Raw genomic sequence first — 21,995 nt, forward strand, 5'->3', positions numbered from 1 at the left:
GCCATGGTTTCATTGATGGCGAAACCGTGGCAAGGCAGCCATTTTTATACTTTTCCGGTAGCGCACCTGATTATCTAACCAAGAAAGCAGCCGGCTATATCCTGCCATTTTCCTATGTATGCCGGCCATAGCGGCCAAGCAGCCGGTGGGTGCGTGCGGGCAAGGCGCGGGCATCGAGCAGCAGCAGCCCATCCAGGGTATTGCTGAAACCGGGGTCGAGGTTGAAGCCAAGCAGCCGGGCGTTCTGCTTGAGGTACTGCCGCAGTAACACCGGCACACCATTGCCGCCGGGCTCCAGTCCACAAATAAGCTGTTGCAGGTGTTGCACACCTTCTACGCCGGCCTGAAGCAGTGAGGGGGCAGCGGCATCGTTGTGAAGGGCACGGTAACGAAACTGCTTTCGGGGGCGCACGTGCGCTGCCAACTCCGCATCAAAAAAGTGCCGCTGCAGATATTCCACCATCACGGCCTTGGACATCATGGAAAACCGGTTGCTGATGCTGACGGGCCCCATCAAATACTGATATTCGGGATGGGTGGCAAGATACTCGGCAATGCCCTTCCAGAGCAGTGCCAACGGCAACGGCTGCCGCTGATACTCGGCGCGCACGAATGCCCGGCCCAGCTCCAAGGATTGCCGTAGCACCGGCACAAGCTCCTTCTTCAGTCGGAATAAAGAGTGTAGATAGAAACCCCGCCGGCCATGCTGCCGCAGGATAGCGCGGCCTAACCCCAGGCGGTAAGCACCTACCACTTGTCTTTTTTCGCGGTCATACAAAAACAAGTGCCGGTAGTAGTCATCATACTGATCCAGGTCAGTGGGCTGCTGCGTGCCTTCTCCTTCCCCCCGAAACGTTAGCTCCCGCAGCCGCCCTATTTCCTGAAGCACATGGGGCAGCTCGGCCTTCTTTGCCAAATACACTTCCCAGCGGCCGTGGTGCACCAGGCAGCGGCTGGGGCGCAGGGCAGCAATATCGGCTTCCAGCAGCGCAGGCGGCGTTTCGGCCTGCACGGGTGGTGTCGGCAACTGGGGCAGCATTGTCGCCCAGCGCCGTTCGGGGTCGGCCCCTAAGGCATACACCCGAGCCCGCAGATAGGGCAATTGCTCGGCAACGGGCAGGCGGCTAAGCTCGGTAGCGGCTACTGGCTGACCGATACGCACCTGAATAGTTTGCCCCCGCTTGTTGAGCAGTTCGGCCGGCAGCCGAACCGTACGCAGCATAGGATGGAGCAAACCCAATAGGCTGAAGGCAACGCTGTTCTGCCCGCTTAGCCACAGTGGCACCACTGGCACGCGTGCCGCCGCCAGTAGCCGCCCGGCTGTAGGGTTCCAGGCAGAGTCGTGCGCTGGCCGGAACCATGGAGAGCGGTGTGCCACTTCACCGGCCGGAAACAGCAGCAACGGCACGTCGTTGTGCAGATGGCGCAACAACTGGCGCACGCCGGGCACATTGCGGCCGGCCGCCTGCCGCTCTGCACTAACCAGCACCAGCTGCCGGGCCAGTTGCGGCAGCAGCGGCGCCAGTAGCTCGCTGGCTACTGCCCGCAACTCAGGCCGGGCTTGCCCCAACACGTGCAGCAGCACCAACCCATCGAGCAAGCCACACGGATGATTAGCAACCGCAACAAAGGCGGTGGCCGGCAGCCGGCGCAGCTCGGCCGAATCATAGCTGACATTGATCTTCAGGTGGCGCAGCAGCTGCTCCACAAAATCCAGCCCACTCAAATGGCTGCTATGCGCAAATAGCTCCTGCAGCTTACGCAGTTGCGCCAGCTGCTCCCACACCGGGCGCAGAAACTCGTGCGAGCGGCGTGCAGGAAGCGGAAAAGAGAAAAACGGGGGCTGCAGTTCCATGACCAACCAAGTAGCGCCTGGCACTCCAGGACATAGCCCCCAAACCTCCGAAACGCAGATTAGCCGCCCGTTACTCTCGCATTATCAAACTATTAAGCTTGCCAACTAGCCGTAAAAAGCAGAGAGCCGCGTTGCAGCGCGGCTCTCCATCTCCTTCACATTTTCCACTTACTTCACTCACTGCAAATGTACGGCAGGAAAGCGGGTGATGTTGGGTTAATCCACAGAATAACGAAATGTTAATATGCTGGCTAACTCGCTGATGCTCAAAATTTGTCCTGAAAGCAAATACCCCGGCTAACGCCTGTTAGCCGGGGTACGAAACATCCAAAACCGGATGGTTAACTAGTTGGTCGGGCCGGTATCGACGCGGGACTCGATAGTAGCTTGCACGGTGCTGCTCACGGCCGATAACAGGTTGTAGCCGGTAGCCTGCTCGATGGCATCTACCGAGGTGCGGTATGAGCCCCAGGTGGAAGCCACTGACTGATCGTTGGGGGTGTTGATAGCAATAACGCGGGTGCTGGTGGTTACCCGGCTGGCATCCGACGTGCCATTGGGCATCACCACTACCACTTTCCAGCAGCGGTTAGGCACCGTAATCTTGCCGCCGGCAATGGTAGTGGTATAGCCATTGAGGCCGGTACCACCGGTGCCGTAGCTACCGCAGATGATGTACAGCTCGTTGCCGGCATCCACCAGCGTGCGGCAGTAGTTTTCGAGGCCGGCCCAGGTGCGCTGGTTGTTGTTAGCGGCCTGCGGCATCATATTGGTCATCAGAAAAGTAGCCGAGTTGTCGGCTACCGAGCCCGTACGGTCGGCGCTGGGGCAGTTGTGGCCACGGTCGAAGCCGGAGCCGGTGTAGCTGCTGCTGGTAGCTTTGAACCAAGTGCTGGGCAGGCTGTTGTCGGCCGCAAAATTGTCTTGGCGGGGTGTGCTGCCCAGCCAGGCGCTGCTCAGGTGCCAGCTCACCCAGTTCGGCACTCCCCGGTCGCGGTGATACGACATCGAAAACTGGGGTTTCACGAGCAGGTAGTTCCAGTATTGCGCGGCGTCCGTAACGGCTCCGCTGGGGTTGCCCATGGCTAAGTGGCTGTCACGCGTGGCAGTGGCATCGGCAGAAGCCTGAACGGCCGTCGGTGCTTGCGGTGAAACTAACTCTTCTTTCGAACAGGCGGCAGCCAACGTTAGCAGGGTGCCCCATGTGAGCAAACGAATACCAGTACGCTTCATAAAACAGGGTGTGGAGAAAAGAGAGGAAGGAAGAGCAGTAGCAGCAGACATCCAGTGAAGGCCCACTGATGATAAAACAAAGGTTATGCTTTGTTCTTCGGCTAATGTTAATGAAACGTTATCATTTTACTTATTTTTACAGCTATATATTGAAAAATAATCAAAATTGTGTCAATCTAATAGTGATTGTTTTTTCCTGCGTTCTGGTTTTCTCTATCAATCAATCCAGCGCTTACTACCTGGTCGAATACAAAAAAGCCGTCGGCAACGCCGACGGCTTTTCCTACCAAATTTTACACACCAATTACTGCTTAAAAGAACTGTCGATAGTCGCTATTGCCCTGTTACTACCAGCCGCTCACTGCCTAGAGTACGGCCCTCAGTGTCTGTCACGACGACATAGTAGAGGCCAGCAGGCAGGTTGTCGCCTTGTAGCATGAGCTTGCCAGCTGGCACCTGGCGCATCAGCACGCCACGCATGTCGTAGATTGTGAAGGTGGCAGCGTTGGTGTCGCTGCTGTTGGCAAAACTCACCCGCACCGTGCTGGATTGTGTGGCTGGATTAGGGTACAAAGAAATAGCGGCTTGCTTGGCCTTTTTCCAGGACACAGCTACCACCGGCGAATATTCCGGCGTGCCGTCTATGTCCACTTGGCGCAGGCGGTAGTAAAGCGTTGGCGCTTGCGTGGCTGCCGCCGTTTCGTCGCGGAAAGTATAGCTGCGGCCATTGCTGGTGCCGCTGCCTGCCACACGTCCAACTGAGGTAAACCCAGTGCTTGGGGTTAGGGCCCGCTCTATCTCGAAATATTGGTTGTTGCGCTCTGAGGCAGTCCGCCACGCCACCAGTACGGCCGGGCCCGAAGCCTGCGCCGTGAAGGCCACCAACTCTACCGGCAGCGGCCCCGCAGCCGTAATAGTAGCTGGGAAGCCCGACATCTTGTCTTCTGCAAATACCTGGTACACCAAGGTGCGGGCTAGTACCGCTGCTGTGGAGGCTACTTCCACTTCCACGCGGGCAAAATCCTGCGTGGTATTGAAATACACTTCTACCTGGCCGTTAGGCAACAACGCCTGAGAAAGCAGTGTACTGCCACTGGCCGTTTCAAGTAGCTGGCCGGCAGCATTGTAGGTCCGCAGCGTAATGTTGTTGAGTGCCTCGGTGTTGAGCAGCCCCGTGCCCTGCCGGATAACAGCGCCGGCTGCGTTGCCAGCCTGCCCGGCTCCATTGAGGTTGACTTGCAATGCCGTACGCGAAAGGACACCTGCCAACCCCGTGCGAATAACAGCGAAATTGTTCAGGTTGGCGTCGGCCGCCCGCTCCCCGTTCACAATAGAAGTGGTGTCGTTGAGGTCTACCAGCACCACCCCATCGCGGCGGCCCTGAAACTGCCCGCTGCCACTGGCAAAGTCTGACCGCACAGGATCCTGGTCGCGGAAGGCAGAAGGCTCAATTCCAAAACCGTAATACACATTCAGGTTATCGAGGGCGCCGAGCAGGCTGCTGCGGGTGAGCTGCACCTCATCGAATGCCCGGTTAGTGGGAAAACTCACCTGGTAGTTGCCGTCGGGCAAGACCGTTACCTGCAGCAAATCCAGGCCCGTAACGGTTTCCTGCGGCTCTCCATTCAGGAAGGTAGTAACCCGCAGGCTGCCCAGTGCCTGCAGGTCAGCCAAGCCCTGGCGGCCGACCACAAATCCGGCGTAGAAACCCCGGGGTGCGGCGTTTTCCAGCTTCACACGCAACGTATTGGGGCAGCTGACACTTGCCACGGTATTGAAAGTAGCAAAGTTAGCCAGGTCATTATCAGCGGCCCGCTCCGGGTTGGCTACGTTGGAATTGACGCACACCGTCACCCCATTGTCTACTACCTGGGTGCTGTAGGCGGTACCAGAGGCCGGATTGGGAAAGCGCGAAACTACGCCCCGAGCCGTTTCCACAACATTGGCATCTATGCCGTACGCATAATACACGTTCACCCTATAAGCCACGCCGAGCAATGCGCCCACTTCAATTTCCACCTGGTTGAACGGCTCCTTGGCAATAAATTCTATCCGGCCAGGCGTAGTGGTACCCAGAATGGCCCCAGCCAGCGACGTGACATCTTTCGACTCTTTAGGGGTAACTGTATTGCCCACTTTCAGATATGTCCGGATACGGATTGTGCCAACAGCCGAGACGCCGGTACTGCTCCCGATAACCAGGCCAGCCCGGTAGTTACGCGGCACTACGCCATTCAGACCCAACCGCAACGACACCGGAAACAGGCTGCCTGCCGCAGTTGGCGGCCGCATTGTGGCAAAATTGCCGTTCAGGTCGGTGTCAGCCGCCGACTCACTGTTATCTACGTCGCCGCTGCACACCGTAGCAACCGGAAATACGGTAATGCAGGTGCGTAACGCCTCAGCTTCCCCCGTGGTGGAATAATACGCCGGGCCGGCAGCCCAACCAACCGAAATGGTGGTTAGCCAGCCGATGGCTAATGCAATGACTCGAAAGTAGATATGGCGTGCCATGGTAGTAGGTCAGGTGCAGACAGAGCGAAATGCCCTGTCCAGTTTGCCTTGCTACAATCCAATTGCCACACTATACTGATACTTTATTATAACTGACAATCAGCAAGTTAAATAAATTAGTTTTTTTATATATTATCCCATTAATAGATTCCAATTCCCAATTAGGGAATAAATGGTAAAGCCCGTTTTTCCCTGCTATACTCGCACCTTACCTGCTCTTTTTCATCTCCGCCCTAGCTATCGAAAACACACAACCATTTCACAGAACTACATCTGGCCTACGCACTATGCTGCGCGAGCTAGTGTAAGCTGTGTCCTGATTGGCTTCGCTACAGTCGGTTAAGCATTTCTGCTATACATGCCTGCTTCCTCCACCATCCATATTTTCATTGTCGAAGACAACGCCTGGTACGGCGAACTGCTTGAATATAAACTGGGTCAAAACCCGGATTACCAGATTCAGCGCTTTGTTACGGCTCAGGCCTGCCTCGACCATCTGGGCGAAAAGCCAGATCTGATTACGCTCGACTACAACCTGCCCGACGGGAAAGGCGACGATGTGCTGCGCCAAATCAAGGAGCGACTGCCAGAGGTGGCCGTTATCATTATTTCCGGGCAGGAAGACGTTCGCACTGCCATCGGCCTGCTTCGGCAGGGAGCTTACGACTACTTGGTGAAAGACGAGGAAACAGCCGACCGGCTGTGGAATTCCGTTGGCAACGTACGCAAACAGATTCAGTTGCGCCGCGAAAACGAACGGCTGCGTGAGCAAATCGGCATTAAGTACGATCCGACCCGTGCCATATTGGGAAGCAGTCCTCAAATGCGCCAGTTGAATACGCTAATCGACAAAGCAGCCCGCACCAATATTACTGTTTCGGTAAGCGGTGAAACCGGCACTGGTAAAGAATTGGTAGCCAAGGCCATTCACTACCTATCGCCGCGGCGCGAGCATGCGTTTGTAGCCGTCAACCTAGCAGCTATTCCGCGCGAGTTATTGGAAAGTGAGTTGTTCGGGCATGAGAAAGGCGCCTTTACGGGGGCCGTCAGTCGCCGCATCGGCCGTTTCGAGGAAGCCAACCGTGGCACGTTGTTCCTGGACGAAATAGCAGAGATGCCGCTCGAACTACAAGCCAAGTTGCTGCGGGTGCTGCAGGAGCGCGAAGTATCCCGGGTGGGAGGTGGTGCGCCCATTGCGTTTGATGCCCGCCTGATGGTGGCCACCCACCGCGACCTGGCGACCGAAGTGCAGCAGGGCAACTTCCGCGAAGACCTCTATTACCGGCTGCTGGGGCTTCCCATTCTGCTGCCTCCCCTGCGCGAGCGGGGCCAGGACGTGCTGCTGCTGGCGGATTCTTTTCTGAATGAGTTTTGCCAGCAAAATAAAATGGCCTCCTGCCGGCTGTCGGAGGAAGCCCGCAACCTGCTGCTGCGCTACCCGTTTCCGGGCAACGTGCGCGAATTGAAGGCAGTGGTGGAACTGGCGGCCGTGCTGGCCGAGCACGAGGTGATTCAGCCTCAGGACCTGTCGTTGCGGGCCCAAAACGGAGCCAGCAGCGGCTTATCGTCGGCCAACGAATCATTGCGGACGCAGGTGGCCACCATTGTGCAGCGTTACCTGGATGCCCACCAAGGCAATATTCTGCAGGTGGCCGCCAAACTGCAAATCGGGAAGTCTACCATTTATCGTATGGCTCAAAACAACGAGGTGCGGTTGCGGTAGTACCTAGCCGAGCAAATGCGCTTGCACCCCGCTGTGCTTCATTTTGCAGGCGTGTACCATGACATCAGGTTCCATATCCATCCGCCAGTTGCAGCGTCGGCTGCAACTCACGCAACGCGCGCTGCAAACCCAGCAGCTGGAAATGCATCAGCTGCGCGAGGAACTGGCCAGGCAGAACACGGCCGCTGCCAACCAGGTAGCGGCCCTGCTTCAGACCATGAATACGGGCCTGCTGGTAGCCGACCGCAACCGCCGCATCACGCTGCTCAACCAGAACTACTGCGACTTACTGGAACTGCCACACCCGGCCACCCACTACCTGGGCTACTCAATGGAGGACCTGTGGACCGTGGCCGGGCAACGAGTGCTTAACGCCGGACCACTGGTAGCCGACACGATAGCCGCCATGCGCGGCCACGAGCGCAGCACCTTGCTGATGGAGCTGAAAAACGGCCGCATTCTACAGCAGGAATATCTGCCGGTAGTGAGTGCCGGCGCCACGCAGCTGTATTTGCTGAGCTACGAAGATGTGACGCAACAGCAGCAAGTGCAGAAGCGCGTGCGGGAACTGTCGCGCCTGGCCGAGCAAAGCCCCTCTCCCATCATCTGCTTCGGCCTGAATGGGGAGGCACTGTACGCTAACTCCGCCGCCGGCCACGTGTTGCTGGCGCTCAACCAGCCAGAGTGGCAGCAGGACCAAAGATTCCTGCAACACCAGATAACGGAGTCGCTGCAGGAAGGCACCACCCGCGTGATAGAGCGCCGTCTCGACAGCCGCTTCTATCACTGGACCATTGTGCCGCTGCCAGCCGAGCAGGCGGCCAATGTTTACCTGACGGACATCACTGCCCGCCGGCAGGCGGAGTCAGAATTGCGCCATAGCCAGCTGTTCACGGCCCGCATCAACGACACCATCCCGGCGATTGTGTATCTGTATGATATCCAGTCTCACAAAATAGTGTATCTCAACCGGCAGATAGAGCACATGCTGGGCTACACGGAGCAGGATATTCAGTCGTTTGGGCCCAATCTGCTACAGCAACTCTTCGATCAGCGAAGCCTGCAGAATGCCAGCCAAAAGAAAGGCACCATCACCAACCTAACCGACCAGCAACTCAGCACCGGCGAGTACCGCGTCCGGCACCGCGACGGTAGCTGGCGCTGGATCTGGATGCGCAGCCGGGTTTTTCTGCGCGACGCCCAAGGCCGCGTGCAACAAGTGCTGGGTAGTGCCGAAGATATTACCGAGCGCAAAACCACGGAACAGGCCCTGCACCAAAGCCAGCTGCTGATGGAGCGTGTAGCGTACACTGCCCCCAACCTGATTTACATCTACGACCTGCAGGAAAGCCGCAACATCTACTGCAACCGCGCAGCCGAGCATATTCTGGGCTACACCGGAGACGAAATTCAGGCGCTGGGCAGCCAGGTACTGCAGCATCTGATGCCCCCGTCGCAGCTGAAGCTGGTACAGGAGCACTACGCCCAAGTGGCACAGCTGGCCGATGGCCAGATGCTCACGCTGGAGTATTACCTCCACCACCGCAATGGCTCTATCCGCTGGATGCGCGTGACGGATACACCTTTTGAGCGCAACGCTGAAGGAAAAGTACTGCAGCTGGTGGGCATTGGGGAAGACATTACGCGCTGGAAAGTGGCCGACGAGCAGCGCCGTACCGCCAACCGCCGCCTGGCCGAGCAAAACCGGCTGTTTCGGCAGGTGATTGACACTGCCCCACACCTTATCTACCTCAAAGACCGGCTGGGCAACTATCTGCTGGCCAACCAGGCAGTGGCTGACCTCTACGGCATGACGCCGCAGCAGATTGTAGGCGCGCAGCCCGAAAATCTGCCCAATATGCCAGCCGACGGCCAGCGCTACCGCCAGCAGGACGAAGAGCTGTTGCGCACCGGCCAGGATATAGTGCTAGAGGAAAGCTTTACCAAGTCCGATGGGGAGGTGCTGTGGTTCTACAGCATCAAGCGCCCCTTCGTGCTGGCCGATGGCAGCATGCAGGTGTTGGGCATCGATACCAACATTACCGAGCTTAAGCGCACACAGCTGGATTTGCACGCTGCCAAAGAAGCCGCCGAGCAAAACGCACAAGCCAAGCAGGACTTTCTGGCCAACATGAGCCACGAAATCCGGACACCGCTGAACGGCATTCTGGGTATTGCCGGGCTGCTGGCCAAAACGCCCCTCGACGACCAGCAAAGCCAGTTTCTGCGCCACATCCGCTACTCGGCTGACCACTTGCTGGTCGTCATCAACGATGTGCTGGCCATGGCGGAACTGGGAGCCGGCAAGATCCGGCCCGAGAGAATTGCCTTTGACGTGCGCGACGTAATGACGACCAGCCAGGAGCTGCTACTGCCACGGGCCCAGGAAAAGGGCATCACGCTGGAACTGGCCCTGCCGCCGGCCTCAGTGCCTACCACCGTCCTCGGCGACCCTCACCGCCTGCGCCAAGTGCTGCTCAACCTGATTTCCAACGCCGTTAAGTTCACGGCGCACGGGCAGGTGCTGGTGTCGTGTCAGCCACTGAGCCTGACGCCGGAACAGACTACGCTGCAGTTTCAGGTAGCAGATACGGGCACAGGTATTCCGGCGCATCAGCTGCAGCAAATGTTCGAGCCCTTCATGCAGGCCTCGTCCAGCACGGCCCGCGAATACGGCGGCTCCGGGCTGGGACTGAGTATTTCGCGAGGCCTGGTAGAACTTATGGGCGGCACGCTCAGCGCCGAAAGCCGCTTGCACGAAGGCAGCACTTTTTCCTTTACGCTCACCTTTAGCTGCGCACCGGCAATAGCTAAAGGTAAGCCTCTGCCGGCTCCTAACTATCGGCGGCTGGGTGCCCGCCGGGTGTTGCTGGCCGAAGACAACGCCATCAATCAGTTTCTGGTGGAAGCCCTGCTGGGCGCCTGGGGCTGGACGGTAGATACGGCCGGCACCGGGCCCGAGGCACTCCTGCTTTTCAACCAGCACCGCTATGATGTAGTGCTGATGGATATTCAGATGCCGGGGATGGATGGCGTCGAGGCTACCCGGCGGCTCCGCCAGCATCCTGACCCTGAGCGCGCCGCCACGCCCATACTGGCGTTAACGGCCCATGCATTGCGGGGCGAGGCCGAGCGGTTTAAGCAGGCAGGCTTTTCCGGCTACCTGTCGAAGCCATTTCTGGAAGAGGAGCTATTCCAGGCCATTGCCGCAGTCTTGCGCCAGCGTCCGGCCGAGGTTGCTTCGCTGGCCGCAGCTGAGCCCGAGCCCAAACCTATTACCTCCCCTCTCTACAGCCTGAGCGGCATCCGACGGCTGGCCCACGGCAACGAAGAGTTTGTTCGACGGCTGGCCCAGCTTTTCATTCAGACCACGCCGCCCGCCGTGCGCGAACTAGAGCAGCACCTGGCCACTGCCGACTACGACCAGCTGGGGGCCGCCGCTCACCAACTCAAAAGCTCCCTCGATGGCCTTCAGATCCGGAGCCTGCATGGCCCTATCCGGCGCCTCGAAGCCTGCCGCAAAGAGCCTATCGATCCGCAGGAAGCCAAACAACTGGTAGACCTTGTATGCACGGTAACCGAACAGGTAATGGACAGCCTGCGCTTGGATTTTCCCGGCTTATGAGCCAGTAACCTTGGCTGCTTGCTGCGACCTGCGCAGCTGCTGGACAGTACATTTACTTGCTCTACTTACTGCTTTTGCTTCTGCATGACAACCATTACGCTTGATACGCTCATTATCGGGGCCGGCCAGGCGGGCCTGGCAGCCGCGTACTATCTGCAGCAGCACAACGTATCATTCGCGCTGCTCGAAGAGCGTGCTGCCGTTGGCAATATCTGGTCGACGCGCTTTGACAGACTGCGGCTGTTTTCACCGCAGTGGGCCAGTGGGCTGCCCGGGCGCCCCTGGCCGGGGCCAGCATTGCACTATCCGACCAAGGATGAGGCAGCTGCTTATCTGCACGACTATGCCGCTCACTTTGGCTTTACAGTGTACCTCGGCCAAAAAGCCACTTCCCTGACCCCCGCTCCGGCCGGAACCGGCTATGTGGTGCGCACGGCCACCGGGCAAACCTACCAGACGCAGCGTGTCATTGTGAGCACCGGGGCCTACTCTGCCCCGCGCATTCCAGCTTTTGCCGGGAAGCTGCCGGAAAGCGTGCAGCAGCTCCACAGCAGCCAGTACCACAATCCAACCCAGCTAACAAACCCAGGCCCCGTAGCGGTGGTAGGCAGCGGCAACTCCGCACTGCAGATTGCCGCCGACCTGGCGGGCAGCGGCCGGCCCGTTTATACCGCCTTCGACGACCAGACCCCGGCTTTTCCCAACAACCAGGCCACTTGGGCGCTGCTGAAAGGCACCGGCTTGCTGCGCGTATCGCGCTACAACTTCGCGGGCCGCGCCATGATGAGCCGCCCCGAGCCAGTGGTGCTGGGTGACCTGCAGCACCTGCGCCGTTTTCCGAATGCACAATTTATTGGCCGTGCCACCGAGGCCAGCACTGAGGGCACTCTGCAGGGCCGCCGCGCTACCACTCCCCCGCTGGCCGCTGTAGTGTGGGCCACCGGTTTCGGTCCTGATTTTGGCTGGATCAAGCTACCCATTTTTGAGGCCGACGGCACTCCCCGACACCATTATGGCCTTACATCGGCCCCAGGGGTGGCCTTTTTGGGTTTGCCCTGGCTGAACAGCCGCAGTTCGGCCCTGATGGGCGGCGCCGGCCCCGATGCCCGCCACGTGGTAGGGCGCCTGCTGGCTACCTTGCCGGAAGCGTAGCCAGTAGGGTGCCTAAAGGCTATTTTCCGGTGCCAGCCAGCCGAGTGCAATTCTTTTAGTGAATGCCCAAATTATACTGCAACTACTGAGGTGCTTTCCTAGTTGTATGGTCAGTTCCCGACGCCAACACAGGGTATCCTGCTGAACGCAAAGTGCCGGGTTTTCTTTCGCTGTTTCTAACGTACTGTAGCATGTCACTTCTGATTTTTCTAGGCGTATCGGTTGCCACGGCTCTGTTCGCCCTCGATACTTTCAACCAACTGAAGTCTTCGCTGAAGCCAATTCCCGTTCGCGCCCGAAACCGTCGTTAATCGACTCGTTTTTCGCTTAAACGAAAAGCCCCGTCTGAAACCAGATGGGGCTTTTCTTATGGGGTTATCAGTGGCGATACGCCAGCTGCAGTTCAGCGGATAACGAGCTTCCGCATTTCGCTGGCGTTGTCGCCTTCAAGCTTCACGTAGTAGAGGCCGTTGGCGAACTTGCTCAGATCGAGGGTTTTGGTGAACCGGTCGTTGAGTTCAGTGATGGTTTCGCGGTAGATAACTGACCCGATGACGTTGAGCACCCGCAATTCCAGCTTGCGGCCCTCAAAACCATTAATGGCAATGTGCACGATGCCGGTGCTGGGGTTCGGGTAAATCAGCAGGCTGCGCTCTTCCGCAGGCCGCGCAGGACGGGCCGAAGGGCGCCCGACGGCCTGACTCTGCAGAGAGCCACAGGCCAATAGGATGAATAATAGACAATAGCGTAGGCGTTGCATCATAGTGGGCTGTAAGACAGGAAGAAGAGCGCGGGCAGAATACCTGATGAAACGTTCGGCGCTTAATTAGGTTTGCAAAGATATTGCGCTATTTCCGAATAGATAGACAAAATATAATTTCTCTTCGACCAACTGCCCTTTTCACTGTTCTTTTTCAGCTCCTTATCAGACAAATCAAGTTGGACGTTCTCATTATCGGCGGCGGATTGGGTGGGTTGGTGGCAGCACTGGACCTGCGGGCGCGCGGCTACGCCGTAACGGTGGTGGAGCGGCAGCAGTATCCGTTTCATCGGGTGTGCGGCGAGTACATTTCCAACGAGGTGCTGCCGTATCTGCGGCGCCTGGATGCCGACCCGGCGGTGTTGCAGCCGGCCCAGCTCACGCACTTCGCGCTTAGTTCGCCGGCTGGCCGCACGTTGTCGGTGCCGCTGGACTTGGGCGGGTTTGGCGTGAGCCGCTACACGCTCGATCTGCACCTGTGCCAGCTGGCGGAAGCTCGCGGCGTGACAGTGCTGCAGAAAGCCACTGTGGCGGCCGTGGCTTTCCATCCGGCCACCGACAGCCATACGGTTACACTGGCCAATGGACAGGAGTTGGCTACGCGCGCAGTGCTGGGCGCTTTCGGCAAGCGCAGCACTTTCGACCGGCAGTTGCAGCGGCCGTTTTTCCGGCAACGCTCGCCCTACATCGGCGTCAAGCACCACCTGCGCCTGCCCCACTACCCCACCGACCTGATTGCGCTGCACAACTTTGCTGATGGCTACGCGGGCATTTCGGCAGTGGAAGACGGCCGGCTGTGCTTCTGCTACCTCACCACGCGCCAGAACCTGAAAACCCAAGGCACCATTGCGCAGCTGGAAGCCAACGTACTGGGACGCAACCCGCACCTGCGGCGCATTCTTACGGAGGCCGAGTACCTGTATGCGCAGCCTGAGGTCATCAACGAAATTTCCTTTGCGCCCAAATCCTGCGTGGAAGACCACATGCTGCTGTGCGGGGATGCCGCGGGCCTGATTACGCCGCTTTGTGGCAACGGCATGGCCATGGCCATGCACGGCGCGCAGCTGGCCAGCGCCCACCTCCACGACTTTCTGCAAGGCCATACCACCCGCGCCACCCTGGAAACCCGCTACCGCCACGACTGGCAGCGCCACTTTGGGCAGCGGCTGCAAGTGGGGCGGCTGGTGCAGGGCCTGTTCGGGCAGCCGGTGCTCAGCGAGGCCGTAGTGGGCAGCCTGCGCTACTTGCCGGCCGCCGTGCGCGCCCTGATGCGCCGCACCCACGGGCAGCCATTCTAAGTTGTTCTTTCTTTAATCCGTATTCGTTTTTGCCAGCGCCATAGCGCTGCGTATAGTATTTCCGCTTTCCGCTCCCTGCCGCTTCCACACGCTACCTAATTTCGTATACTGCAGTCAATGACCAGCTATTTGAGTGCCATCGGCACTGCCAATCCGCCCCACCGCCTCCTACAAGCCCAGATCGGGGATTTCATGGCTCGTGCCCTGCAGTTCGATGATGCTGAAACCCGCAAGCTCCGTGCCCTCTACCGGGTGTCAGGTATCGGCCACCGCTACACCGTACTGCCCGATTACGGCCGCGCCAACGGCGACTTCACCTTCTTCCCGAACACGCCCGACTTGGAGCCGTTTCCGTCGGTGGGGGCGCGCATGCAGGTATACCGGCAGGAGGCGCTGCCGCTGGCCGCCGCCGCCGCCGAAAACTGCCTGCAGCAGGCCCCCGAAATAGCCACCCACACCATCACGCACCTGATTTCGGTGAGTTGCACGGGCATGTACGCGCCGGGCCTGGATATTGAGTTGGTAAACCGGCTGGGGCTGCGGCCCGATATTCAGCGTACCTGCGTGAATTTCATGGGCTGCTACGCGGCCTTCAACGCCCTGAAGCTGGCCGACGCCATCTGCCGGGCCGACGCCGGGGCCCGCGTGCTGGTGGTGTGCACCGAGCTGTGCACCATTCATTTCCAGAAGCACCACGAGGAAGACCACCTGATTTCCAACGCCCTGTTCGGCGACGGCGCGGCGGCGGCGCTGGTAGTGGGCCAGCCCTCCGGCAACCGCCCGCATCTGGCGCTGGAGGCCTTCCACTGCGGCCTGGAGCCCAACGGCCACGCCGATATGGCCTGGCACGTCAACGACTTCGGGTTTGAAATGACGCTGTCGTCGTACGTGCCCAAGCTCATTCAGCGCGGCATCCGCAAGCTCACCGACGATTTGCTGCGCAACCTGCCCGTGCAGCTTACCGATATCCGCCACTTCGCCATACATCCGGGCGGGCGGCGCATCCTCGAAACGATTGAGCAGGAATTGGGCCTCAGCAAGGAAGATAACGCGCCGGCCTACCACGTACTGCGCGAGTACGGCAATATGTCGTCGGTGACGGTGCTGTTTGTGCTGCGCGAGCTGCTAAGTGGCTTCACTACCGCCGACAGCGGCGCGCCGGTTCTGAGCTTTGCCTTCGGGCCCGGCCTCACGCTGGAAGCCATGCTGCTGCGGGTGGTGTAGCTGTGGGCTGATATGTTGGCGGCGTGGTGGCAGGAACGTCATTCCGAGCCTGTGAGGAATCTCGCGTGCTGACGTTGCCAAGTTACCTGTCCTGCTGAGCTTGTCGAAGCATCTCTACCACAGTGGTAATCTCAACGAAGCGGGAGAAATGCTTCGACAAGCTCAGCAGGACAGGTAACTAACTCTATTTACCCGCTATTCCACTATCCCACCAAACTTCTATGCCTGACTTCTCGCGCCGCGCTACTGAGGAGGAGCTGATGGACGACCTATCGTTGGCTTCTGACGCATTGCGGCGCAACCTCGACGAGCTGGAAACCATCAACACCTGGCTGGGGGGCTACGCGCCGGTACTGCACGCGCTGGAGCAGCTACGCCCGCAGCTACCACCAGGCCGCCCGCTGCGCCTCGCCGACCTGGGCAGTGGCGGCGGCGACACCCTGCGCCACATTGCCCGCTGGGCCCGCCGCCGCCAGATTCCGATGGAGCTGGTAGGCATCGATGCCAACCCGTTTATGCTGCGCTACGCCGCCGACAAGGCGCAGGACTACCCGGAAATCAGCTTTCAGCAGCACGATATCTTCTCCGAGCAGTTCCGCCAGCAGCCCTTCGACGTGCTGACGTGCAGCTTGTTCTGCCACCACTTCCCTAATGAAACGCTAGCTGAAATGCTGGCGAGCTGGCAGCAGCAGGCCAGTCTGGCCGTTATCATCAACGACCTGCACCGCCACCCGCTGGCCTACTACAGCATCAAGTGGCTCACGCGCCTTTTTCGGGGGTCTTATCTAGTACAGAATGATGCGCCGCTATCCGTGGCCCGCGCCTTCACCCGCCCCGACTGGGAGCAGCTGTTGCAACAGGCCAGCATCCGGCAGTACCGGCTGCGCTGGCGCTGGGCTTTCCGCTGGCAGCTGGTTTTGCTGGGTTGAGTGTTGAGTGCCGATTGTTGATTGCTTGTTGTTGATGTGCGGATGGGAAATAATTTCCCTGTTCTAACCTATTGGCAGCCCCTAACTATCAACCCTTAGCAACCAGCATCCCCCCCTAACCCCACAAATCGGCGGCTACGCGGAAGGTGTTGGCGTGTGCCTCCACAATGTCGATGATGCTCGGGGAGTAGCCGCCGCCCATGCACACTACCACCGGTAGGCCGTGGCGGTGGCAAAGGCGTAGCACAAATTCGTCGCGGAGGCGGCAGCCGGGGCGGCTCAGAGCTAAGTGGCCCAGCTTGTCCGTTGCCAGCACATCTACACCACTCAGGTAGAACACGAAATCGGGTTGCTGCTCGTCGAGCAGGCGCGGCAGTGTGTCGTGCAGCAGCGCCAGATACGTAGCGTCGTCGGTGCCGTCGGGCAGAGGCAGATCCAAATCCGACTGCTCTTTGCGGTGCGGGTAGTTGCGGGCGCCGTGCATGCTGAAGGTGAACACGCGCGGCTCGTGCTGGAAGATGGCGGCCGTGCCGTTGCCTTGGTGTACATCAAGGTCTACAATCAGCACCTTGCGCACGTTAAATTCCGGGTTAGCTAGTAGATAATGCGCAGCTGTGGTCTGATCGTTAAGCAGGCAAAACCCCTCGCCCCGGTCCCGGAACGCGTGGTGAGTGCCGCCCGCAATGTTGAGCGCCACGCCGCTTTGCAGGGCCCGGCGCGCACATTCCAGCGTGCCGCCCAGAATGGTTACTTCGCGCTCAAACAGCTGCGGGCTCCACGGAAAGCCAGTGGCGCGCTCCTCGTGGCGCGTGAGCTGGCCGGCGCGCAGGCGCTGGTAGTACTCAGGGTCATGAGTGCGCAGGATGTCAATTTCCGGCGGCGGCTGGGGCGCGAAGAACGCACTTTCCGGCACCGTGCCTTCACGTAGCAGCTGTTCGGGCAGCAGCTCGTACTTGAGCATCGGGAAGCGGTGGTTTTCCGGCAGCGGATGTGCGTACAGCGGGGCCCAGGCAATGGAAAGCATAGAGCAGGGAAATAGAAGAACGTCATGCAGAGCGGAGCGAAGCATCTCGCGTGCTGACGTTGTGATAGTAACTCGACATCAGCACACGAGATGCTTCGCTCCGCTCTGCATGACGTTCTTTTCACCTCAACCCACAAACGAAAAAACCGCCTGCGGGGCGGTTATTTCGGATTCGGGGAAGGAATGCGTGGGGCGTACTGGGCTCGAACCAGTGACCCCTACCTTGTCGAGGTAATGCTCTGAACCAACTGAGCTAACGCCCCGCAGTCCTTCTGGCGGCGGCCGGAAAGCGCCAAAGATAGCAGCCGTTTGGGCACATGCTACTTCGCAGGGCATAAAAATTTATGGCTTTGGGGCAAGCGTTGCGTAACCTTCCCTGCTCCCGCAAGTATAGCGGCTGTAGAAAGTGCTGGCAGATGCCTGCTACCCATCCCTTGGATTTCATTTTTCTCTCCCTCATGAAGAAAATAACCGTACTCCTCGCACTGTGCTTCGCTTCGTTCACGGCAGTTCAGGCCCAGCAGACGCCCGGCGGCTCGCAGTCGTCTACCAACTACGCGCCCGGCACCAGCGACTCGCGCAACAACGGTTTTGGCGTGAAAGCCGGCTTCAACCTATCTGACCTGCGCGGTGGCGACAAAGGCGCCTACAAGCAGCTGGAAAGCCTTAAGTCGTACCATGCCGGGGTGTATGCCCAGTTTGGCCTCAACGACAAAGTGTCGATTCAGCCTGAGTTCCTGTTCACCCGCAAAGGATTTGATGCCGAGCAATTCGCTATTTCCGGTTCCAATGTAGGCCAGGCCAATGGCCAGGTGCGCGAAACCCGCCTCGACTACCTACAGGTGCCGGTGCTGTTTGTATATAATGTTCTCGACAACGTCAGCCTGCATGTGGGCCCACAGGCGTCGTTGCTGGTGCAAGCGAAGTATGCCGGCGAAGAGCGCCAGATTTCCAGCGTGGGCCTCAACAGCCTGGAGTACGGCGTGGTAGGCGGCGTTGAAGCCCGCGTAGGCCCGGCCCGCGTGGGTGCCCGCTACGACCTCGGCTTGTCGGATATCTACAACGACCCCAAAGACGCTGGCGCTGATGCATACGACAACGTGAAAAACGGCGTTTTCCAGGTGTACCTGGGCATCGGCATCAACAACTAAGCAACCGATTTTCGGTTCTACCCTTGAAAAGGAAGCCTCAGGCTTCCTTTTTTTGTGTTGACTTTGCTGCTACTGTATGGTTTCTAACAGCCTTTTAGTTACCCCCAGCACTCTGGATGCCCTCAACCACGCCCGCGAGCTACTGGCGGAGCGCGGTATGGGCGTGCTGGGCGCATGGGCACTGCTGAACCTGCTGGTGAGCGGCTACCATGTGCTGCACGCCGACCCGCGTACCGAAGCCCGCTATGTTCATCTGATGAACGTGGGCTGGGCTTTTGTGAATACGGCTCTGGCCGTGTGGGGCCTGCTCCGTGCTAACCCCAACCACATAGCCGGCCTGCCCCTCGCCGACAGCCTGGCGGCGCAGTTTACATTCGAGAAGATTCTGCTGTTCAATGCGGGCCTTGATGTGGCGTATATCTGCTGCGGCAGCTGGCTGCGCGCTCGTGCCGCCACCACCACTCCGCCTGAAAAGCTACTAGGCTATGGCCGCTCGTTGTGGCTGCAAGGAGGCTTCTTGTTGCTGTTCGACCTCGGATTCTACCTGATTTATCACCGCTACGCTGATGAGTTGCTGGCACTGGTTTCGTAGCCGGAAGGCTGGCAGCATAAAAAACGCCCCGCTGACCACTAAGGTCAGTGGGGCGTTTTTGCCAATAGCAGCGCAGAGCTGCCGAGGACTTATTGCTTGCCTGCTAAAGCTTCTTTGATCTTCTCATTGAAGTTGGGCAGATCCTGCGGGTTGCGGCTGGTGATGAGGTTGCCATCGACAACTACGGTTTCATCTACCCAGGTGGCACCGGCATTCTTGATGTCGGTTTTGAGGCTGGGCCAGCTGGTGAGCTTTTTGCCGCGCACCACGTCGGCCTCAATCAGCGTCCAGGGGCCGTGGCAGATAGCAGCTACGGGCTTGCCGGAGCGCACAAACTCGCCAATGAAGCTGATAACGGCCGGTTCGGTGCGCAGGACATCGGGGTTCATCTGGCCGCCGGGCAGCACCAGCGCGTCGTAGTCGGCCACTTTCACGTCGCCGATTACCTTATCGACGTTCACTTTGTCGCCCCAGTCTTTCTCGTCCCAGCCTTTGATCGAGCCACTTTTCAGCGAAATGACGTGCGTTTCGGCGCCTTCGTCTTCTAGGTATTTCTTCGGCTTCTCCAGTTCAGACTGCTCGAAACCGTCGGTAGCCACGATGGCAATGGTTTTTCCTTTCAGGCTGTCGCCGCCAAATATAGACATGGGTAGTAGTGTAAGTGGTTGAGGGAAGAGAACAGAAAAGGCCGGTTGCGCTGCGCAACCGGCCTTTTTATTAACGGCGGACAAGAGCCGGGGTTGGTATAAGATCCGGCCCTATTCTTCGCGGCGCAGCTGTTTGAACTGCTTGCGTACCGTCTTCACCCGCTCGTCAAATCCGTCGGGGTCGTAGTCCACGTGCTCCACATCCAGCTCTCCCAGCATATCCATTAGGGCCGCCGAGTGCTCGGAGCGGGTACCGGCCCGCGCCGACACAAAAGCCATTTCCGACCACAGCAGCGCCTTGAGGCGCTGGCCATCCTCACTGAGCATCTGCATTTCCACTACCAAATCGGAATTATCAAAATGGATGAGCTGCGTGCGGATGCGCACCACCTCGCCGTGGGTGGCGGGCCGCAGGTAGCTGATGTGGTGCTTGGTAATCACCCAGGCTGCATTCTGCTCCCGCGACAGTTCGCCCAGGTTCAGCGCGTAGTGCTGGATGGTGTGCTCCTCGCGGGCGTTCAGAAAGTAGTCGAGGTAGCGGGCATTGTTGAGGTGGCCCAGCATGTCGCAGTCCTGAAAATGAATACGGTGCGTGGTTTCGGGCGTTTGGACGAGGGGCATGAAAACGAAGACTGATTAGGAAGGCAACAGAAAGCTGTCGGCCACTACGTAGTGCGGCTGGGGCTTGCGGGCGTCGGTAGGGCTGTCGAACACAATCAGAATATGCTGATCGTCGAGCAGGGCCATACCTTCCGCCTTGTCTTGGCCGGAAGTTGGGCCAAAGCCGTGCGGAATGTCATAGAGCCGCTGCAGCTTGTCGGCCCCAATGAGGCTGTCCTGCTCTGTGCGTAGGGCATCAGGCCAGCAATATACTGCAATGGTACCGTCGAGGTCCATAGTGGGGCCAGCCAGCAGCAGCAGGTCGGAGCCACGCTGGCGCAGCTCGCGCAACCCCATGCCGCTCAAATCCAGGAAGTGCTTTTTGTAGTACTTCTCGGTGGCACCCGGCACAATATTTAGGCGCAATCGGCCGTGCTTGTCTTCGCGCGGCAGCACTTCCAGCACCACCGCCCAACCACGCAGCACGGGCCCGCGCAAGCCAATAAACAGCCGTCCGTCGGGCGCTACCGCCAGCCCTTCGATATCGAAGCCGTTGTCTTTGCCCGGAATATTCATGAAGGCCTTCAGGTGCACGTCCTGCGTCAGCAAATCCAGCAGGTCGTTGGACTCGTCGGTGCCACGGAGCTGGGCTGCCCGGAGCGTTTTGGTAGGATCAGTAGGGTGTGGGGCCTCTTTGTGCAGCTCGTAGTCGCCGGATTTGGGGTTGAGCAGCAGCGGTATACGGGCCAGCAGGTAACGGCTGGGCTCCTCTTCTACCTTCGCCAGCTTGGCAATCTGCTTGGCGGTGTCGGTGTCAGTGGGGTCAGGCTTCTTGCGTTTCAGGCTGTGCGAGCCAATAATCCAAAGGTAATGGTCGCACTCACCCAGGCCCTCAATATCTATTTCTACGTTGGCTTCCTCGTTGGTGAGGTCCAGCAGATCGGCCAGCTCGTAGCGGCAATGCTCCCCAAACTCGTGCGGGCCAGTCAGGCGCAGGCGCTCAATGCTGGTACGCTCGTCGCAGCTGAGCCAGAGGTTGTCGCCGGTGCGCAGTACGGTCGAGAGGCCATCGCGCACGTGTTTGCCGGCCTCGTTGAGGCTGATTTTCGGATTGAAGTGAAGCTGGTAGGGCTGGCGGCGCATAGCAAAGGCAGGTAAGTATGGAACCGTGCCAACGCGCCCGCCGCCGGAAGGTTTTGAGTTCGGCTACTAGTTGGCTTTGCGCGTCTGGCGCTGGGCCTGCATCTGGCGCTGCTTAGCCTTCAGCTGCTGGTACTGCGTGGGCGTAAGCACTTGCTGCAACTCCTTATCAGACGTAGTGATAATGCGCTTCTGCTCAGCCAGCAGGGCCGGGCGGTTGTTGGCAAACTGCTTTTGCGCGGCATTGGCCTGCTCGGCCACATCCGACAGAATAGCCCGCACCTTCTGGCGCTGATCTGGAGTCAGATTCAGCTCCTCGGTCATAATGTCGGTCATGTCGCGGGCAGCGCGGGGCGCTACTACGGGTGCCGCCGGCGGGGCCGCAGATACCGATTTGGCTTCAGGAATGGCGTTGTTGCGGCGCGCGCAGCTTACCGACAGCGTGGTCAGCAGCAATAGGGCGCAAGAGAGTTGGGAGAGGCGCATAAAGTAGAAGCAGAGAAAGGCGTGTGCCCCGCATACGCGAAA

General features: G+C 59.1%; 17 protein-coding genes and 1 tRNA gene. 8 read left to right on the forward strand and 10 right to left on the reverse strand.

The window, feature by feature from the left end; translation table 11 throughout:
- Positions 1-112: 112 nt before the first annotated feature.
- From H8B14_RS03920 to H8B14_RS03930, 3 genes are all read right to left on the reverse strand, one after another.
- Complete coding sequence (locus H8B14_RS03920; protein ID WP_187314270.1) at positions 113-1,855, reverse strand: lysophospholipid acyltransferase family protein; 1,743 nt, start codon at positions 1,853-1,855, stop codon at positions 113-115.
- Between the two features lie 345 nt (positions 1,856-2,200).
- A complete protein-coding gene (locus tag H8B14_RS03925) occupies positions 2,201-3,088 on the reverse strand; it encodes a DNA/RNA non-specific endonuclease (RefSeq protein ID WP_187314271.1) in 888 nt (295 codons plus the stop codon).
- A 333-nt stretch (positions 3,089-3,421) separates the two neighbouring features.
- Positions 3,422-5,602, reverse strand: a complete 2,181-nt coding sequence (locus H8B14_RS03930; RefSeq protein WP_187314272.1) for a T9SS type A sorting domain-containing protein — start codon at positions 5,600-5,602, stop codon at positions 3,422-3,424.
- Positions 5,603-5,960: 358 nt separating this feature from the next.
- Here H8B14_RS03930 and H8B14_RS03935 point away from each other — a divergent pair, with 358 nt between their 5' ends.
- The 3 genes from H8B14_RS03935 to H8B14_RS03945 all read left to right on the forward strand — a co-directional run bounded on the left by H8B14_RS03935 (position 5,961) and on the right by H8B14_RS03945 (position 12,102).
- Positions 5,961-7,325 carry a sigma-54-dependent transcriptional regulator gene (locus H8B14_RS03935; protein WP_187314273.1) on the forward strand — a complete coding sequence of 455 codons (1,365 nt, stop codon included), beginning with the start codon at positions 5,961-5,963 and terminating at the stop codon, positions 7,323-7,325.
- Positions 7,326-7,383: 58 nt separating this feature from the next.
- Entirely contained in the window at positions 7,384-10,950 is a 3,567-nt protein-coding gene (locus tag H8B14_RS03940; protein WP_187314274.1) for a PAS domain S-box protein, read from the forward strand.
- An 84-nt stretch (positions 10,951-11,034) separates the two neighbouring features.
- Positions 11,035-12,102: a flavin-containing monooxygenase gene (locus tag H8B14_RS03945; protein WP_187314275.1), complete on the forward strand. Its 1,068-nt coding sequence runs from the start codon at positions 11,035-11,037 to the stop codon at positions 12,100-12,102.
- A gap of 403 nt (positions 12,103-12,505) precedes the next feature.
- On the opposite strand, the gene H8B14_RS03950 is transcribed toward H8B14_RS03945, so the two are convergent.
- Positions 12,506-12,865 (reverse strand): T9SS type A sorting domain-containing protein, encoded by a 360-nt coding sequence (locus tag H8B14_RS03950; protein WP_187314276.1) that lies wholly within the window; start codon positions 12,863-12,865, stop codon positions 12,506-12,508.
- Positions 12,866-13,041: 176 nt separating this feature from the next.
- Between H8B14_RS03950 and H8B14_RS03955 the strand changes: the two genes are divergently transcribed.
- From H8B14_RS03955 to H8B14_RS03965, 3 genes are all read left to right on the forward strand, one after another.
- Entirely contained in the window at positions 13,042-14,160 is a 1,119-nt protein-coding gene (locus H8B14_RS03955; RefSeq protein ID WP_187314277.1) for an NAD(P)/FAD-dependent oxidoreductase, read from the forward strand.
- 117 nt (positions 14,161-14,277) lie between these two features.
- Entirely contained in the window at positions 14,278-15,384 is a 1,107-nt protein-coding gene (locus H8B14_RS03960; RefSeq protein ID WP_187314278.1) for a type III polyketide synthase, read from the forward strand.
- A 221-nt stretch (positions 15,385-15,605) separates the two neighbouring features.
- The gene (locus tag H8B14_RS03965) at positions 15,606-16,313 is read left to right on the forward strand and encodes a methyltransferase domain-containing protein (protein WP_261989863.1); all 708 of its coding nucleotides are present in this window, start codon (positions 15,606-15,608) and stop codon (positions 16,311-16,313) included.
- A 115-nt stretch (positions 16,314-16,428) separates the two neighbouring features.
- On the opposite strand, the gene H8B14_RS03970 is transcribed toward H8B14_RS03965, so the two are convergent.
- Entirely contained in the window at positions 16,429-17,337 is a 909-nt protein-coding gene (locus tag H8B14_RS03970) for a histone deacetylase family protein (RefSeq protein WP_187314279.1), read from the reverse strand.
- Positions 17,338-17,525: 188 nt separating this feature from the next.
- Positions 17,526-17,600, reverse strand: a tRNA-Val gene (locus tag H8B14_RS03975).
- A gap of 195 nt (positions 17,601-17,795) precedes the next feature.
- On the opposite strand from H8B14_RS03975, the gene H8B14_RS03980 reads away from it, so the two are divergent.
- On the forward strand, positions 17,796-18,488 hold the full coding sequence (locus H8B14_RS03980) for a porin family protein (protein ID WP_187314280.1): 693 nt from the start codon (positions 17,796-17,798) through the stop codon (positions 18,486-18,488).
- A 76-nt stretch (positions 18,489-18,564) separates the two neighbouring features.
- On the forward strand, positions 18,565-19,080 hold the full coding sequence (locus tag H8B14_RS03985; protein ID WP_187314281.1) for a DUF6992 family protein: 516 nt from the start codon (positions 18,565-18,567) through the stop codon (positions 19,078-19,080).
- Positions 19,081-19,169: 89 nt separating this feature from the next.
- On the opposite strand, the gene H8B14_RS03990 is transcribed toward H8B14_RS03985, so the two are convergent.
- The 4 genes from H8B14_RS03990 to H8B14_RS04005 all read right to left on the reverse strand — a co-directional run bounded on the left by H8B14_RS03990 (position 19,170) and on the right by H8B14_RS04005 (position 21,953).
- The gene (locus H8B14_RS03990; RefSeq protein WP_187314282.1) at positions 19,170-19,727 is read right to left on the reverse strand and encodes a type 1 glutamine amidotransferase domain-containing protein; all 558 of its coding nucleotides are present in this window, start codon (positions 19,725-19,727) and stop codon (positions 19,170-19,172) included.
- 111 nt (positions 19,728-19,838) lie between these two features.
- On the reverse strand, positions 19,839-20,348 hold the full coding sequence (locus H8B14_RS03995) for an acyl-CoA thioesterase (RefSeq protein ID WP_187314283.1): 510 nt from the start codon (positions 20,346-20,348) through the stop codon (positions 19,839-19,841).
- A 15-nt stretch (positions 20,349-20,363) separates the two neighbouring features.
- Positions 20,364-21,470 carry a DUF3616 domain-containing protein gene (locus tag H8B14_RS04000; protein WP_187314284.1) on the reverse strand — a complete coding sequence of 369 codons (1,107 nt, stop codon included), beginning with the start codon at positions 21,468-21,470 and terminating at the stop codon, positions 20,364-20,366.
- 66 nt (positions 21,471-21,536) lie between these two features.
- Complete coding sequence (locus tag H8B14_RS04005) at positions 21,537-21,953, reverse strand: hypothetical protein (RefSeq protein ID WP_187314285.1); 417 nt, start codon at positions 21,951-21,953, stop codon at positions 21,537-21,539.
- Positions 21,954-21,995 lie beyond the last annotated feature (42 nt).

The sequence above is a fragment of the Hymenobacter puniceus genome (genome assembly GCF_014333525.1).
Classification (GTDB): domain Bacteria; phylum Bacteroidota; class Bacteroidia; order Cytophagales; family Hymenobacteraceae; genus Hymenobacter.